The 14,253-nt window shown below is 42.1% G+C and carries 17 protein-coding genes; 3 read left to right on the top strand and 14 right to left on the bottom strand.

The window, feature by feature from the left end:
* Window positions 1-76: 76 nt before the first annotated feature.
* The 5 genes from ACFOZY_RS01355 to ACFOZY_RS01335 all read right to left on the bottom strand — a co-directional run bounded on the left by ACFOZY_RS01355 (window position 77) and on the right by ACFOZY_RS01335 (window position 4,201).
* Window positions 77-1,252, bottom strand: coding sequence for a DHH family phosphoesterase (locus ACFOZY_RS01355; RefSeq protein ID WP_378151444.1), 1,176 nt, complete (start codon window positions 1,250-1,252; stop codon window positions 77-79).
* A 322-nt stretch (window positions 1,253-1,574) separates the two neighbouring features.
* Window positions 1,575-1,748 carry an amidohydrolase family protein gene (locus ACFOZY_RS01350; protein ID WP_378151567.1) on the bottom strand — a complete coding sequence of 58 codons (174 nt, stop codon included), beginning with the start codon at window positions 1,746-1,748 and terminating at the stop codon, window positions 1,575-1,577.
* Window positions 1,749-1,796: 48 nt separating this feature from the next.
* Entirely contained in the window at window positions 1,797-2,444 is a 648-nt protein-coding gene (locus tag ACFOZY_RS01345; protein WP_378151442.1) for a TetR/AcrR family transcriptional regulator, read from the bottom strand.
* A gap of 18 nt (window positions 2,445-2,462) precedes the next feature.
* Complete coding sequence (locus ACFOZY_RS01340) at window positions 2,463-3,479, bottom strand: ABC transporter permease (RefSeq protein ID WP_378151440.1); 1,017 nt, start codon at window positions 3,477-3,479, stop codon at window positions 2,463-2,465.
* Window positions 3,476-4,201: an ABC transporter ATP-binding protein gene (locus ACFOZY_RS01335; protein WP_378151438.1), complete on the bottom strand. Its 726-nt coding sequence runs from the start codon at window positions 4,199-4,201 to the stop codon at window positions 3,476-3,478. The genes ACFOZY_RS01340 and ACFOZY_RS01335 overlap by 4 nt, the downstream gene beginning before the upstream one ends.
* Before the next feature lie 136 nt (window positions 4,202-4,337).
* Between ACFOZY_RS01335 and ACFOZY_RS01330 the strand changes: the two genes are divergently transcribed.
* Entirely contained in the window at window positions 4,338-4,577 is a 240-nt protein-coding gene (locus tag ACFOZY_RS01330; protein ID WP_378151436.1) for a YkuS family protein, read from the top strand.
* A gap of 35 nt (window positions 4,578-4,612) precedes the next feature.
* On the opposite strand, the gene ACFOZY_RS01325 is transcribed toward ACFOZY_RS01330, so the two are convergent.
* The 5 genes from ACFOZY_RS01325 to ACFOZY_RS01305 all read right to left on the bottom strand — a co-directional run bounded on the left by ACFOZY_RS01325 (window position 4,613) and on the right by ACFOZY_RS01305 (window position 8,541).
* The gene (locus tag ACFOZY_RS01325) at window positions 4,613-5,050 is read right to left on the bottom strand and encodes a VOC family protein (protein ID WP_378151434.1); all 438 of its coding nucleotides are present in this window, start codon (window positions 5,048-5,050) and stop codon (window positions 4,613-4,615) included.
* Complete coding sequence (locus tag ACFOZY_RS01320) at window positions 5,047-6,081, bottom strand: S66 family peptidase (RefSeq protein WP_378151432.1); 1,035 nt, start codon at window positions 6,079-6,081, stop codon at window positions 5,047-5,049. Before ACFOZY_RS01320 ends, ACFOZY_RS01325 begins: the two co-directional genes overlap by 4 nt.
* 139 nt (window positions 6,082-6,220) lie before the next feature.
* Window positions 6,221-7,690 (bottom strand): CoA-acylating methylmalonate-semialdehyde dehydrogenase, encoded by a 1,470-nt coding sequence (locus ACFOZY_RS01315; RefSeq protein WP_378151430.1) that lies wholly within the window; start codon window positions 7,688-7,690, stop codon window positions 6,221-6,223.
* Window positions 7,691-8,016: 326 nt separating this feature from the next.
* The gene (locus tag ACFOZY_RS01310; protein ID WP_378151428.1) at window positions 8,017-8,214 is read right to left on the bottom strand and encodes a small, acid-soluble spore protein, alpha/beta type; all 198 of its coding nucleotides are present in this window, start codon (window positions 8,212-8,214) and stop codon (window positions 8,017-8,019) included.
* A gap of 123 nt (window positions 8,215-8,337) precedes the next feature.
* The gene (locus ACFOZY_RS01305) at window positions 8,338-8,541 is read right to left on the bottom strand and encodes a small, acid-soluble spore protein, alpha/beta type (RefSeq protein ID WP_378151426.1); all 204 of its coding nucleotides are present in this window, start codon (window positions 8,539-8,541) and stop codon (window positions 8,338-8,340) included.
* 167 nt (window positions 8,542-8,708) lie between these two features.
* On the opposite strand from ACFOZY_RS01305, the gene ACFOZY_RS01300 reads away from it, so the two are divergent.
* A complete protein-coding gene (locus tag ACFOZY_RS01300) occupies window positions 8,709-9,977 on the top strand; it encodes a glycoside hydrolase family 18 protein (protein ID WP_378151424.1) in 1,269 nt (422 codons plus the stop codon).
* Window positions 9,978-10,427: 450 nt separating this feature from the next.
* Here ACFOZY_RS01300 and safA read toward each other — a convergent pair whose 3' ends face one another.
* The 3 genes from safA to ACFOZY_RS01285 form a co-directional block, all read right to left on the bottom strand.
* Complete coding sequence (gene safA / locus ACFOZY_RS01295; protein WP_378151422.1) at window positions 10,428-11,036, bottom strand: SafA/ExsA family spore coat assembly protein; 609 nt, start codon at window positions 11,034-11,036, stop codon at window positions 10,428-10,430.
* Window positions 11,037-11,273: 237 nt separating this feature from the next.
* Window positions 11,274-11,696: a DUF1259 domain-containing protein gene (locus tag ACFOZY_RS01290; protein ID WP_378151420.1), complete on the bottom strand. Its 423-nt coding sequence runs from the start codon at window positions 11,694-11,696 to the stop codon at window positions 11,274-11,276.
* Between the two features lie 135 nt (window positions 11,697-11,831).
* Entirely contained in the window at window positions 11,832-12,296 is a 465-nt protein-coding gene (locus ACFOZY_RS01285) for a DMP19 family protein (RefSeq protein WP_378151418.1), read from the bottom strand.
* A 102-nt stretch (window positions 12,297-12,398) separates the two neighbouring features.
* Between ACFOZY_RS01285 and ACFOZY_RS01280 the strand changes: the two genes are divergently transcribed.
* Window positions 12,399-13,310: a patatin-like phospholipase family protein gene (locus tag ACFOZY_RS01280; protein ID WP_378151416.1), complete on the top strand. Its 912-nt coding sequence runs from the start codon at window positions 12,399-12,401 to the stop codon at window positions 13,308-13,310.
* 28 nt (window positions 13,311-13,338) lie between these two features.
* Here ACFOZY_RS01280 and ACFOZY_RS01275 read toward each other — a convergent pair whose 3' ends face one another.
* Window positions 13,339-14,154 carry a methyl-accepting chemotaxis protein gene (locus ACFOZY_RS01275; protein ID WP_378151414.1) on the bottom strand — a complete coding sequence of 272 codons (816 nt, stop codon included), beginning with the start codon at window positions 14,152-14,154 and terminating at the stop codon, window positions 13,339-13,341.
* Window positions 14,155-14,253: the final 99 nt, after the last annotated feature.

The following is a 14,253-nucleotide window of genomic DNA, read 5'->3' as shown; positions in this document are numbered from 1 at the left end:
TCCTTACTTCATATATATCTTCATCATTTCGGATTCAAACCTATTCATGAATAAAAAGACCAGGGCAAACCTGGCCTTATCCTTCTGACTTCACTAACTCCATTAAGTATTGAACAAATATCTCATCACGGACCAGCCATGCTTCGTGATTTCGTTTTATGAACTTTTCTGCTTCAGCAAAGGAATGAAAGATCTTATTCATTACGCGATCATTTTGCTTAATGCGCCATTCCCCTTTTGCAGAGGATATGAAGAAACGGTCATCATCTCTATTCGTATAGAGTGAACCGAAGGAAGATTCCTTCACATTGAAACGATTTCGTTTGGAATCCTCATGCAACTGTTCTAAGTGGAACGTCCCGGTAACGAATTTCTTATACGCTTCTTCTGTCATGGAACAGCCAGATGCCTTCGCATGGCCACCGCCACCAAAATGTCCCGCTACTTCGGACACATCCACATCATCATGGATCGTTCTAAAGCTGATTCGCTTGCTGCCCATCATTAAGATCGCAATGTAGTCGAGATGCGGATATTCCTTTCCAAGTTCGTTACCCAATTCGGAATGATACGACTCTGCATAGACGATTCCAGCAAACAGGCCATCCACTTCAGCTTGAACGATTTCCCGACGTTTTCTTCGGATATACCGTTCAATTTTATCCTCTTCCATATCCAGTATCTTCTTTTCGAATTCATCGAATTGGAAATGTTCACTGCCTGTTAGACGCTCAATCATTTTCTCTTCAAACTCATCAATGGAAACTAAGAAGAACAAGGCATTCAGCCGCTGTGCTGCCCAGTTTTCGTTCCGTTCCCATTCCCACGTATCGTATTGCCTAACAAGTTCAACATATTCCGCCATCGCATCTGACGGTTGGAGATGACCATTTCGAACTAAATGTTCATAGAAAAGAGATGTTGCCGACGCTAACTTGTCTTCCTCTTCCTCTACCGTGATGCTTGCCCACTCATATTCGTTAAAATGAAGGGCAGACTTATGATGATCAATCAGTTGGACTTTCCCGCCCGATTGATAGAATTCCTCTAAGTTCTTTTCATTCTCTTCATTGACCGATAAATCAGTAATATAGAGCATTTTATCTTTGTCATTTTCCAGAAACCATGCAACTTCCCGGTCGAGACCGGAGACAGAATTATATCGGACATGAACTTCCTTACCGAACGCAATTTTAGCCAAAATTCCGCAGCTCACTCCGTCCAAGTCATTATGCGTTAATAGTTTAATCATTACTTTCACCTCAAAGGGTAGTATGGATTACTTTAAGTCCGTTTATGTTAAAAGGTGGACCATCACCCATTGTAAACGATTCTGGATTAAATACAGTATGAGAAGTCTTGTTTCATTAATATGATTGGCTCTTTACGATATAAGATCCCGAATATGTCAGCAACTTTCCAACCATTCCATCAAACTTTTCAACCAACCTCAAAACTTTCCAACCATTCCATCAAACTTTCCAACCAAACTCAAAAACTTTCCAACCATCCACAAATACAACCACAAAAAACCCTAAACGGCTACGTTGAGTACACCGTTTAGGGTCAGTTATTTATAACAGGCTTTCGATTTTTCGGCGGTAAACCGACTCGCCAGCCATATAGGTTTCTTCTACTAAAATATCACCAATCTGATTGGGATCAATTGTCAAAATATCCTCATTTAACACCACAAAGTCCGCAGCATATCCATACTTTCTCCATCCTTTTCCCTCCCTTGGGCATATTCCTTATCATGAGTATGATACAACGTTTAATGTTTCAAGAACACTGTTTTATTTCTTAGGATCCAACGCCGCTTTCAACATCGTAATCGTGTTGTTCAATTCTAATTCATCATTCCACCCCGCCGGTGAGATGACATGCTTTGCAGCAAAGTAACCGAGCAGGACAGATGCAGTAAAGCGCACGACGCTTGCAGGCTCCATTTCAATTATTTCACCCTTATCCTGGTAGTGTTTGACAATTTGCAAGTAGCGGGCATACACTTCTTCCCCAATATGCTTGATGAATTGTTCCTTCAGTTCAGGATGGAAAGGGATTTCTTGAATGAGGACCCTCACGGTCGGTCCATTTTTGTTCAGGAATTCTGCCCGGTTTGCGACCATCTCACGTATAAAATCCTCAAAATTCTCAAATTCCTTATTCAGTACTTTATTTAAATCTTTTATGATGACCGGTGCCAATAGTTTAATCATCGTCGGGGTGACAATCGCAAGCAGTAAGTCTTTTTTCGTTTTATAATGCCTGAAAATCGTTCCTTCTGCCACGCCAGCCTTCTGCGCAATCTCTTTTGTCGATGTTCCAGAATACCCCTTTTCAGCGAACATTTCCACGGCTGCTACCACGATATTTTTTTGCCGGTCCGTCATTTTCTCCGAACCGTTCATCAATTCTGCAATTAGTTCATCATTCTTCGACATTCTAAAAAGCCCTCCTACTTAAATTTTTCGGTATTTCCTTAGGACAAGCGTATTTAGGAAGAAAAAAAGCAAAGAAAATCCGAATAGTACCAGGAGGTTCAGTTGTATTTCATTAAACCCGTAACCTCTTACCATCACGTCCCGTAATGCATCTGCTGCATAATACAACGGCGTAAACGGTCCGATCCAGCTAATCCATTCCGAAATCGTCTCCAAGTTGAATAATCCCGAAAAGAATATTTGTGGAACAACCACGAGTGGAATGAACTGAATCATTTGCAGCTCATTATTTGCGAACGAGGACAAGAGCGTCCCGAGTGTCAAAGCTGTTAATGAAAGCAATAAAATAATGATCAGCAAGCTGAAAAAGGAACCTTCCATTAACATATCTAAAACATAAACAGCATAAGCCGCTATTACAGTCGCTTGGATCATCGTAAAGAGTCCAAACCCTAAAATGTAGCCCAAAACGATTTCCCATTTTCGAATCGGACTGGCCATCAGTCTTTCCAATGTCCCTTTTGTCCGCTCTCTTAAAAAAGATACACCAGCAATTAGGAAAACAAAGAAAAAGACGAAAAACCCTAATAAGACAGGTCCGAAGTAATCGAAGCTCCCCATATCTTCGGAGCCATGCAGATATTCGATTTCCGGTTTTAGTGCATCATTTATGTGAGCTACGGGTAGAGTTGACTGGAACCACTTCATCACAGTTCCTGAAACTGCTGGATCGCTTCCTTCCAAAACGATTTTAGGTGTTTGGCTCTCAAGGGCTATATAAGCGTCAATATCCCGATTCACCAAGTCATTTGCCGCATCTTTTTCACTGTCATAGTTAGTGATTTCCGCTCCATTGAGTTCCATTTTTCCGGTCGGGACATCGACAAGTCCTACTTTCGGGATATAATCCTCTCCCTCGAACACTAAGTAAAGCATCGTCAATACTAAAATCGGTGCCATGATCAACAGTCCCAACGTCCGCTTATCCCGAATGATTTGCCTTAAAATGCGCTTTCCCAATGCCAGCACTCTCATGCTTCCACACCTCCATACTTTAGGAACGCGTCTTCAATCGTCTTCGTGCCTGTTTCCTTCTTCAATTCTTCAGGAGCACCCACAGCAATTAATCGACCCTCCCTGATTAGTCCGAGCCTGTCACATTTTTCTGCTTCGTCCATGACATGCGTCGTGACGATGAGCGTTTTTCCTCTCTTCTTCAGTTCGTAAAATGACTTCCAAATGCTTTTTCTCAAAACCGGGTCAATTCCGACAGTCGGTTCGTCCAGTATGAGAATATCCGGGTCATGCAAAAGCGCAATGGCTAACGACAGTCTTCTTTTCATTCCACCAGAATAGTTCGAAACCAATTTCCTTAAATCCTCAGACAGGTTGACGATTTTTGAGACCTCTTCTATCCGTTGCTTCTGGCTCTTTTTCAAGCCATACAAGGAAGAGAAAAATTGAAGATTTTCCATCGCAGTTAAATCTTCGTAGAGTGCATCAGATTGCGCCATATAGCCGATCCGACGAATGAGCTTCAAATTTGGCATCTTATGCTGGAATAAATAACACTCCCCCGAAGTCGGGGAATCCAAGCCTGTCAATTGTTTCACTAATGTCGTCTTTCCTGAACCCGAAGGTCCCAACAATCCGAATATCTCACCTACAAATACATCCAAACTAATATTCTTCAGTACTTCATGGTTCTTAAAGCTTTTACTAACATGTTGAATGGAGACATTTACTTTTTGATCCATACATCCCACTCCTTTTCTTTGTGAGTGATTACTCATTTCTATTATATGACAAGAAAAGTGAGTAATCACTCACATTATAAAAAATTCATATTCCTTATAAAATTGGGGATAGTAATCGTTGAAGGAGGAGAGAAAAATGGCAAAAATCGCAGTTGAACAGCCTTTTGAAGATATAGCGGTTGCATTGCAAGGAAAAGGCCATGAAGTGAAATTGTTCGATACGAACGAAAACGTAACTGGCTATGATTTAGGAATCGTCCGCGCTATCAACGAAGGCCATAATGATGAATTTAACTTCCCTGTAATCGGGATGAAGGGCATGTCCCTTGATGGTGTTATGGAAGCGGTAGACCAACGCCTAAGCCAAATGCAATAAGGCAAAACGGGATGGAACAGTGCCATCCCGTTTTTTCATTCAACAATTAGCATGTCATTCTCATCGAACTGCCACATTTCACCGTATGCAACTTCCCAATAATAGCCGTTTGGATCAATGAAGTAGCCGCTATAGCCTCCCCACGAGACGATTTCAGGTTTCTTTGCAATGATAGCTCCTGCCAGTTCGGCTAATTTGAAGACTTCATCTACTTCTTCTTTCGATTTTCCGTTATATGCGAGCGTGATGCCCGGAAACCCTTGACCAGTTGCGGGCGGGTTCTCCGCATTGACATCTTTCCTCAACTCATCAATCGGATAGAGGGAGATTTTCGTCCCTTTATTCTTAAAGAATGCGACGTCGGGGTTTTCCATGTCTCCGTAAATGGTCATGTCAAATCCCAAAGCACGATAGAAATTGATGGACTCCACTATATTTTGGACGCCTAACGTAATTAAATTCAGCCGGTTCATGCTTCCACCCCGTTATCTATTATCGAAAATGCTTTCCGTTCACAATCGATTTCTGCCAACGCACCATATGGCACAATGAATTTTGGATCGGTATGACCGAAACCTAAATTATATAAAACAGGCAAGGACTCTAATTTGTATTCTTTCAGTACGGTCAAAATTGAATCTTTGTATTCCTCGTAATACTTTTCGTCTTTAGGTTTAGCAAGAATCATACCCGCTGCTTTTTGCAAAATCCCTTGGGCCGCATAGTTTCGCAACCAATAGACGATTAGGTCAGGATGCGGTTGATCCTCGGATGTTTCAAAGAAGAGAATGGCCCCATCCCATAGCTCCTGTTTCGGCCAGATCTCTGTGCCCTTCGCAAACTCCAACACTTCAATACAACCACCCATCAAGTGACCTTGAACCTTCCCACTTCCTGCAAGCAATTCAAAACCGCGATCCGGATGCATCTTCCGCTTTTCTTCCGTGTAGCCGTTTTCCCATGGAACCATTTCACTTGTCCATTCAGGTGAAGGTTGGATTTCCCCGATCAGTTCGGAGGACATCAGTGTTCGTTTAATCGACCCAACCGTATACCCGTGCATCTCACCATTCTCTGCAAACTCTGTAATGATTGCTGGACCGTAAAATGATGAAAGGCCAGCTTTTAAACAGAACAAATGCGATATCGTGGCATCGGAATAACCCATAAAGATTTTTGGATTCTCGCGGATTACATCAAAATCAATATAAGGCAACAACCGGATGCTCTCGCTCCCACCAATATTTGAGATAATCGCTTTAATCGACGGGTCACGGAATGCCTCCATCAAATCTTCAGCACGCGCTTCAGGGTTTTCATAAACAAAATCGGATCCCATCAAGCTGTTCGGCATCGGTACCACTTCTAATCCGAACACCTCTTGCAGCCTTTTCACTCCTAAATCATAACGCCATCTGATGGACGGCTCACCCGCTCCGCCCCAGGAAAGACTGACAGTTGCCACCTTATCTCCTGGTTGAAGCATTTTTGGTTTTTTTAACATGTAAATCACCTTTCTTCCTAACACTATTATTTCTTTTCGAGGCGGATAGATAGAAATCCTTTATTATCGCAAATGAAAAACAAAAACCGGCGACTATGGATTAGCCACCGGTCTTTCGTTTAACAAAAGACTTCAATATTTAATAAGAATGACGAGCCGTCAGCATTTTCTTCCGCGTATAAAACTCGATTCCGTCACGACCATTTGCGTGTAGATCACCATAGAAAGATTTCTTATAACCGGAGAACGGGAAAAATGCCATCGGTGCAGGTACGCCCAAATTGACGCCAAGCATTCCTGCATCTATCTCTTCTCTAAAGTGACGGATGGCCTTTGCGCTATCCGTAAACAGACAAGCCCCATTCGCAAATTCCGATTTGTTTGCGTATTGAATGGCCTCATCCAATGTATTGACTCTGACAATCGAGAGCACTGGTGCAAAAATTTCTTCTTTCCAAATCTTCATTTCCTGTGTGACATGGTCGAAGATCGTTGGTCCTACGAAGTAGCCTCCTTCAGAAGAGGATTGATCATTACGGCCATCACGGACTAAAGCAGCTCCCTCTTCAATCCCTGACTCGATATATTGTAGTGTACGATCCCGATGAGCATCACGGATGACCGGTCCTAAGAAGACTCCTTCCTCTAAACCATTACCGATTGTGAGGTTATTTGCCTCTTCAACCAATCTATTTACAAGTTCATCTCCAATATCGCCAACCGCAACTACAACAGCACAAGCCATGCATCGTTCACCTGCCGAACCGAATGCAGCATTTATAATATTCGTAACGGTCAGGTCCATATCCGCATCCGGCATGACAATTGTATGGTTCTTTGCTCCAGCAAGAGCTTGAACTCTTTTTCCGTTCGCAGTACCAGTCTTATATACGTATTCCGCGACCGGCTGTGAGCCAACAAATGAAACTGCAGGAATTTCCGGGTGCTCCAAAATACCATTTACTATGTCGTGTGCTCCATGCACAATATTGAACACACCATCAGGAAGTCCTGCTTCTGTCAATAACTCCGCCAAACGGTTTGCTAAAAGTGGGGTCCGCTCCGAAGGCTTTAAGATGAATGTATTGCCAGTTGCTATGGCAAGCGGGAACATCCAGCACGGCACCATCATCGGGAAATTGAAAGGCGTAATCCCTCCGACAACACCAAGAGGATAACGATACATCCCTGACTCGATATTCGTCGCAATGTCCGGAAGCTGAGAGCCCATCATTAATGTTGGCACTCCTGCAGCAAATTCCACACACTCAATCCCCCGTTGAACCTCGCCGTATGCTTCACTATAGTTTTTTCCATTCTCGATCGTGATAAGTTTCGCTAATTCATCCCAATGATCAATCAGCAGTTGTTGGTATTTAAATAAAATCCTCGCCCTTTGAGGAACGGCAACCTTCTTCCATGAAGAGAAAGCTTGTTTAGCTGCCTCTACTGCCTTCTCCAAATCCTCTGAAGTGGAAATCGGCACTTCTGCAAGCAACTCGCCTGTAGCGGGATTCGGAACATCTAAGTATTGGTCTGTCGATGATTCGATCCATTGTCCACCTATAAAATTGGAAAGTTTGTTTGATTTAGCGGCTACGCGACTCATTTCCATCCTCCTACTCTATTGTTCTTGGTCTTCAAGTACCATAACCTGAATTGCAAGAAACTTTCAATGAATTAATCTTGGTGGTAATCCACATTCTAAAGACGCTTTAGTTGAGTAGAATCAGCTAGCAAGGATGTCCGCTGTATGTATCGTTAAATATAGTATTGAGGTTCTTTGCCGGTATATTGCGGATGTCCCCTGTTCATATTGCGCATTTCGGCATCAATATTGCGCGCGAACAGGAGCATATTGCGCGGAACCAGATCTGGAGTTTACAAAAAGGAAAAGACCGGCGGCATTTCTGCCACCGGCCTTTTGATTTTAAATTAGAAACCTTGGTTCATTTGTTGTTGGGCTTGAGCTACTAAACGCTTAGTGATTTCTCCGCCAACGGATCCGTTAGCACGCGATGTAGCTTCTCCTCCAAGTTGTACACCAAATTCACGAGCGATTTCCTCTTTCATTTGGTTAAGAGCTTGTTGTGCTCCTGGTACAAGAAGTTGGTTGCTGTTGTTGTTTGCCATGGTTGTTTCACCTCCTTGGGCTCTTAGAATGTGCGGTTCTGTTTTTTTCATTCACCTTTTTTTATTGGAAATATTATCTCATTTCTTGTTGCATTTTTTGGTTAACCTAATGGAAATGTTCCATTATTCTTCCGCTTGGAAGTTGCGTTGCTGTTGAGCTTGAGCGATTAAGCGTTTCGTGATTTCACCGCCAACAGAACCGTTAGCACGTGAAGGTGCATCGCCGCCAAGCTGAACGTTAAATTCACGAGCGATTTCTTCCTTCATTTGATCAATTGCTTGTTTAACTCCTGGTACAAGAAGCTTGTTGCTGTTATTGTTTGGCATCGTAGTCACCTCCTTGTGGAAGTAGAATGTGCCGAATTTTCTTTTCCATTCCAAAAAAGTCCACCTTTTGAAATGAATCGCCTTTTGAAGTCATCATTAAAAATGCTTTTTTCTTCTTCGACTTCATATACTTATCTCAATAAGTAATACAATCAGGAGGTGAATTGTTGGCTATACATGTTGTGAGTCCCGGGGATACGTTATGGAGAATAGCCAGTCGATATGAAGCAAATCTCAATGAAATTGTTGAGACTAATGGACTTAAGAATCCAAATCAGTTAGTAGTCGGAGAGGCATTGTATATTCCACTACCGAATGTACATATCGTTCAAGCTGGAGAAACGTTGTCTAAAATCAGCAATTTATATGGAACATCTATTCAGGCGATTGCTCAGGCAAATCAAATTGGAGATCCCAATAAAATTCGCACTGGTATGAGGCTCACCATTCCTCGACAACGACCGGAAATTGAAGTGAATGCCTATACGTATCAACCACAGGATGAAGCCGTTCAGTCTGTTAATGAAGTCGGCGAGCTATTAACATATGTCAGTCCATTCGGTTATAAGGTGAATGAGAAGGGTGAGTTGGAACCTACTGTAGAGGATACGGAGACGATTGCGGCCGCTGTAGCGCATGGCGCCTTACCGATGATGGCGATCACAAATTTTTCGGCGACAGAAGCCGGTTCGAATGTAGCGCATATCTTTTTATCCAATTTACAACTGCGGGAAAAGATCATCACGAATATTATCCAGATCATGAAGGAAAAAGGTTATCGCGGATTGAACGTTGACTTCGAAAATGTACTGCCGGAGGATAGGGAAAATTATAATGCTTTTCTTCAATCAGCGGTTGATCGCCTTCATCCCCTAAACTACTTTGTATCAACTGCTTTAGCTCCGAAGACAAGTGCAACTCAAGGCGGTCTACTGTATGAAGCGCATGATTACGAAGCACACGGCAAAATCGTGGATTTCGTCGTCCTCATGACATACGAATGGGGATATAGGCTTGGTCCGCCACAAGCCATATCACCGGTGGATAAGATGCGGCAAGTCGTCGAGTATGCCGTATCTGTCATGCCACGGAATAAAATCTTTTTAGGTTTTCAAATTTATGCACGTGATTGGCTAATCCCACACGAACAAGGCCAAGAAGCTGAAACGTTCAGCCCGTTGGAAGCAAGAAACCGAGCATGGCAATACGGAGCATCTATTCAATATGACGAGACCGCCCAGTCCCCTTTCTACCGCTACACCGATGAACAGGGGCGCCGTCACGAAGTTTGGTTCGAAGATGTAAGGAGTGCACAGGCAAAGTTCAATCTAACTAAAGAATTCAATTTACGAGGAATCAGCTATTGGGCACTCGGTTACCCGTATCCCCAAAACTGGGCTCTCCTACGTGATCAATTCACCATCAAAAAACTATAGTTAGTTTAGATGGAACTGTACTCTAATTGTCGACTACCTTGTGGATAATTTTAAAACACATCACAAATATCCAGACAACTGCCTCGCAATCAGTTAGATTATATAAATTGATTAAATATTCATTCTTTTCATTTGAATAAAAGTATAATAATGGTAAAATCAAACTAAAGAAACTTACTTTAAATCGTAGGGGGGTTACGTGATGCGATTTCTTTTAAACTTGGCCGATGTAATGAAAGAATCCATGTACGAGCTACGCAAGGGTTTGTTTCGGGATATTTTGTTGCTTTAGCATTTATAGTCTTGATCATATGGGTTATTATTCAGATTTTATTAAGTATGCAGTAGGTGTAGACCGTAACTTTTCAATCCAAATAATTATCATAAAAAACAGGCATCCATTCGGCTATTTATGAATGGATGCCTGTTTGTGGTTGTAACAGCTTCTTATTATTTACTAATGAACATTTGTGTCCAGTAGTTACCGTTGGATACATACCCAACACCAATATGTGTAAACTTGCTGTTCAGGATGTTTGCACGGTGACCTGAACTGTTCATCCACGCATCGACCACTTCTTCAGCAGAACGTTGTCCGCGGGCGATGTTTTCACCTGCAGAGCGGTATGTTATGCCATAGCTCTTCATCATGTCGAATGGTGAACCGTATGTAGGGCTTGTGTGGCTGAAGTAATTGCGTTTTTGCATGTCCATGGATTTATGTTCAGCAACTCGAGAAAGTTCCCAGTCTTCCTTCAACGCTGGCAGTCCGGCTTTGGAACGTTCAACGTTCACCAGGCGGATGACTTCTTGCTCAACTGTTGCTGCTTCGTCTGTTGGAACATTAATCTTTTGACCTGGGTAGATCAAGTTCGGATTTTCCAACTGCGGATTAGATTTGATTAGCTCCATTGTTCCAGTTTGAGTTTTCACTGCAATTTTCCAAAGTGTGTCACCAGGGACAACTGTATAGGAACTAGCCGCCATAGCGGACATTGGAATTAGTAAAGAAGCTGCAACTGCTGTAGAGATGACTACTTTTTTCATTTTCTTAATCATGTAGATTTCCTCCTGTTATGTACTGTAGTTTTATCCTAATAGAATAAAAGCTTTATAGTTATATTAATATTTGGAAGGAAATTTACAGGAATGTTACAGATGTCACAGAAAACTTCGAAACCCTTGACTCTCTTAAAACCTTGAATCTATGAAATTGAAATAATTCTGTAATAGGGAGATTTTAACATGTTTAAAACAAAAGAAAGAACCCTGTTTTCACAGGGTCCCCCCTCACCTTTAGCAGTCGTCAAATAGATCTGCTTCCCTTGCTGCTTCGATACTGTCTTCTGCGAAGTCGAATGGATTTCCGACATTTTCCCAATGCATATACATCAAACGTGGCTGATCAAATAGCCAGTGGTTGTGTAAAGCTGTTACAATCAGTCCGCGTTTCCTTAGAGCTGACATCATACGGTTTGCTTCACTTTGAAGAAGTACCGTTTCTCCTAAGTTCAACGTCTCCCCGTTCCGCGGGTCTTCGAAAGAAAGTGCAAACGGAAGAGCGAGCGGAGATTGTGTAGGTCGGCCTAAAATGGTTGGCTGAAGATCCTCCCTTAGCCGCCGGACGACACATACGGGGCTTGACGTGATCACATCTCCTCCTATGATTTGTGCAAGATGCTCGCAAGTAGACATCGATGAGTTTCGTGAAGTGGACATTATATCCCTCCTTTCCGGCAATCTTCTATATCTTATGTCGCCGGAAAGGAAGTCTATTAGGTCAACTCTTTAGTAGAAACTATTTATATCGATCATGGTCAATCAAGGACATCTATACCACACGCATAGATTTTTTTATTCCACATCAATCAAATCTCCATGAATTTTTACAAAATAATCTTCTAACAACTCATTAATCTTCCCGCCTAAATCTTGATATGCATCATCAGCTTGTTCAAACACAGTGTAATATTCAGCTTCTTTCACTTGTCCATCCTCTAATCCTAAAAACATCTGATACATGTCTGCCCCATAGCGATCGAGAATAGCAGCGTACTCATCTGCATTCATATTCCGAAGTGCAGCCGTCAATTGGGTGAGAAACTTCTCAATCCCGATAATATCGATGGTCTCAGCATTGTAATTGAAGAGATTTTCATGTCCTCCATTCTCCATATCGGAATAATAGTTAAACAACAGAAATGCCTCATTCGCCACGTCATTTTCGGACGGATAATCTGTATCGCTTAACACGGCGATAACGGCGTTCCATATATCTTCCTTCGTTTTCAGCTCCGACTTTTTCATGTTTGGTTTCATCTGAACCCCTCCTTCCTCCAGTTATACCCTTTTTGAAAATACGGCCATACGTGTTCTATTTCTTGCCTTTCCTTCTTACAGTGTAGAAAGGAGTGAAAACGTATGTATATAGATGGCGTTTTTTCCGGAGGAGGCTTAAAGGGATTCGCACTCTTAGGGGCTTATCAAGTACTTGAAGAGAATGGAATCAGGTTTAACCGCGTAGCCGGTACAAGTGCCGGTTCTATTGTTGCGGCATTTATCGCAGCTGGCTATACAGCGAAAGAAATAGAAGCCATGCTTGATGAAATTAACTTAAAAACCTTTTTAGATCCCCGTAAGGCCGTACTACCGCTCCCTTTCACAAAATGGCTGAACTTGTACTTCAAAATGGGACTGTATCAAGGGAAAGTATTGGAACAATGGCTTTTCGATAAGCTGGCGGCCAAAAACATCTATTCATTCGGAGACCTACCAGAAGATTCGTTGAAAATTGTGGCTTCCGACTTATCTAACGGCAAGATGCTGATTTTTCCCGATGACCTTCCCGAGTATGGTATTTACCCTGAACGATTCCCGGTCTTTCGCGCCATTCGAATGAGCTGCGGCATCCCGTTCTTTTTTGAGCCTGTAAAAATGAAAACCCGGAATGGCCGGAACATTGTCGTAGACGGTGGCGTGTTAAGCAATTTCCCCTTATGGATTTTTGACGATGAAGAAGGAAAGCGAGAACGACCTGTATTAGGTTTAAAGCTTAGTAGAAGTACAAGTGAAAAGAAGATGCGAGAGATCGATAATGGTCTTCAACTTTTTGAAGCTCTCTTCGCCACGATGAAGGATGCACATGATGAGCGCTACATATCGCGCAAATTTGAACGTGATATTATCTTTATTCCCGTAGAGGACTATAATTCCATCCAATTTGACTTAAATGAGGAAATGAAAAATGAGCTCATCCAAAAAGGCAGAAAACGGACAACCGAATTTTTAAATTCGTGGTATTGCTATTCGAAAAAGCCCGGGGTTCTCATATAGAGTCCCGGGTTTCATTGTGAAAAAATAGTCAACTGATTGCAGTAAAGTCCTGGAGCACCCGATCAAATTTTGTTTCCGTATCGGTAATCACAGTTTTCAGGTTTTCAGTTATTCCATTAATATGAGCGACTTCATCTGAAATACTCTTTACATTGTCATTCACTTTTTTAATCGATTCATTAACATTCAACGAAAGTTTACGAACCTCTTGTGCCACTACATTAAACCCTCTGCCATGCTCGCCGGCTCTTGCAGCTTCGATCGCGGCGTTAATCGCTAACATATTCGTTTGATTGGAAATTGACTGTATCAGCTTTGAAATTTCTCCGATCAGCTGTGTCTGTTTTTGTAATGACTCAAGGGCTTGCACATTCTCCGATAGATTAGCAGACACTCGCTTAACCAGTTCTTCCGGAATATCCTTCAATTTAGTGATGAACTCCGATGTTTTCATTTCTCGATCGGTGATGTCGGTTGCAATCTTCAACACACCCGTCGCCCTGTCCGTATCATCCACTATTGGAATGTATGTTGCTTCAAGGCACAACAAGTCTCCGTTTTTATTCACCCGATAGATTTTTTCCTGATATTTAATACCTGCCCTTAAGTTCTTCCATAGATTTATGTATCCCTGACTTTGTCTATATTCAGTGGTGCAAAATTGTTGATGATCCATACCGATCATTTCATGAGCTTCATAACCTAACGTTTTTGAAAAGTTTTCATTTACCCAGATCACTTTGCGATTAAGATTAAATTCGATTAAAGCCAAGTTCCTTTCCACCGCACCTAAAACTGCGTTCGGATCCAAAACTTGTGTACTTATATTTGCTTGGGCAATCATGATTCGTCCTCCATCGGCTTTCTTTTTGTACAACCACTGTATAACGTAGGACTTTTGATGTCAAACTTTTTTACTATATAATTAGACAAAAATATGCTA

This window comes from Chungangia koreensis (assembly GCF_042651785.1).
GTDB lineage: Bacteria > Bacillota > Bacilli > Bacillales_A > Planococcaceae > Chungangia > Chungangia koreensis.
The sequence above is the reverse complement of the archived record's forward strand: the minus strand, read 5'-3'. Positions and strand labels throughout refer to the sequence as shown.

Bases quoted from the DNA above. Each gene is read 5' to 3' on its own strand.
- ACFOZY_RS01355 (WP_378151444.1), bottom strand. From the start codon at position 1,252: ATGATTAAACTATTAACGCATAATGACTTGGACGGAGTGAGCTGCGGA.
- ACFOZY_RS01345 (WP_378151442.1), bottom strand. From the start codon at position 2,444: ATGTCGAAGAATGATGAACTAATTGCAGAATTGATGAACGGTTCGGAG.
- ACFOZY_RS01340 (WP_378151440.1), bottom strand. From the start codon at position 3,479: ATGAGAGTGCTGGCATTGGGAAAGCGCATTTTAAGGCAAATCATTCGG.
- ACFOZY_RS01335 (WP_378151438.1), bottom strand. From the start codon at position 4,201: ATGGATCAAAAAGTAAATGTCTCCATTCAACATGTTAGTAAAAGCTTT.
- ACFOZY_RS01330 (WP_378151436.1), top strand. From the start codon at position 4,338: ATGGCAAAAATCGCAGTTGAACAGCCTTTTGAAGATATAGCGGTTGCA.
- ACFOZY_RS01325 (WP_378151434.1), bottom strand. From the start codon at position 5,050: ATGAACCGGCTGAATTTAATTACGTTAGGCGTCCAAAATATAGTGGAG.
- ACFOZY_RS01320 (WP_378151432.1), bottom strand. From the start codon at position 6,081: ATGTTAAAAAAACCAAAAATGCTTCAACCAGGAGATAAGGTGGCAACT.
- ACFOZY_RS01315 (WP_378151430.1), bottom strand. From the start codon at position 7,690: ATGAGTCGCGTAGCCGCTAAATCAAACAAACTTTCCAATTTTATAGGT.
- ACFOZY_RS01310 (WP_378151428.1), bottom strand. From the start codon at position 8,214: ATGGCAAACAACAACAGCAACCAACTTCTTGTACCAGGAGCACAACAA.
- ACFOZY_RS01305 (WP_378151426.1), bottom strand. From the start codon at position 8,541: ATGCCAAACAATAACAGCAACAAGCTTCTTGTACCAGGAGTTAAACAA.
- safA (WP_378151422.1), bottom strand. From the start codon at position 11,036: ATGATTAAGAAAATGAAAAAAGTAGTCATCTCTACAGCAGTTGCAGCT.
- ACFOZY_RS01290 (WP_378151420.1), bottom strand. From the start codon at position 11,696: ATGTCCACTTCACGAAACTCATCGATGTCTACTTGCGAGCATCTTGCA.
- ACFOZY_RS01285 (WP_378151418.1), bottom strand. From the start codon at position 12,296: ATGAAACCAAACATGAAAAAGTCGGAGCTGAAAACGAAGGAAGATATA.
- ACFOZY_RS01280 (WP_378151416.1), top strand. From the start codon at position 12,399: ATGTATATAGATGGCGTTTTTTCCGGAGGAGGCTTAAAGGGATTCGCA.
- ACFOZY_RS01275 (WP_378151414.1), bottom strand. From the start codon at position 14,154: ATGATTGCCCAAGCAAATATAAGTACACAAGTTTTGGATCCGAACGCA.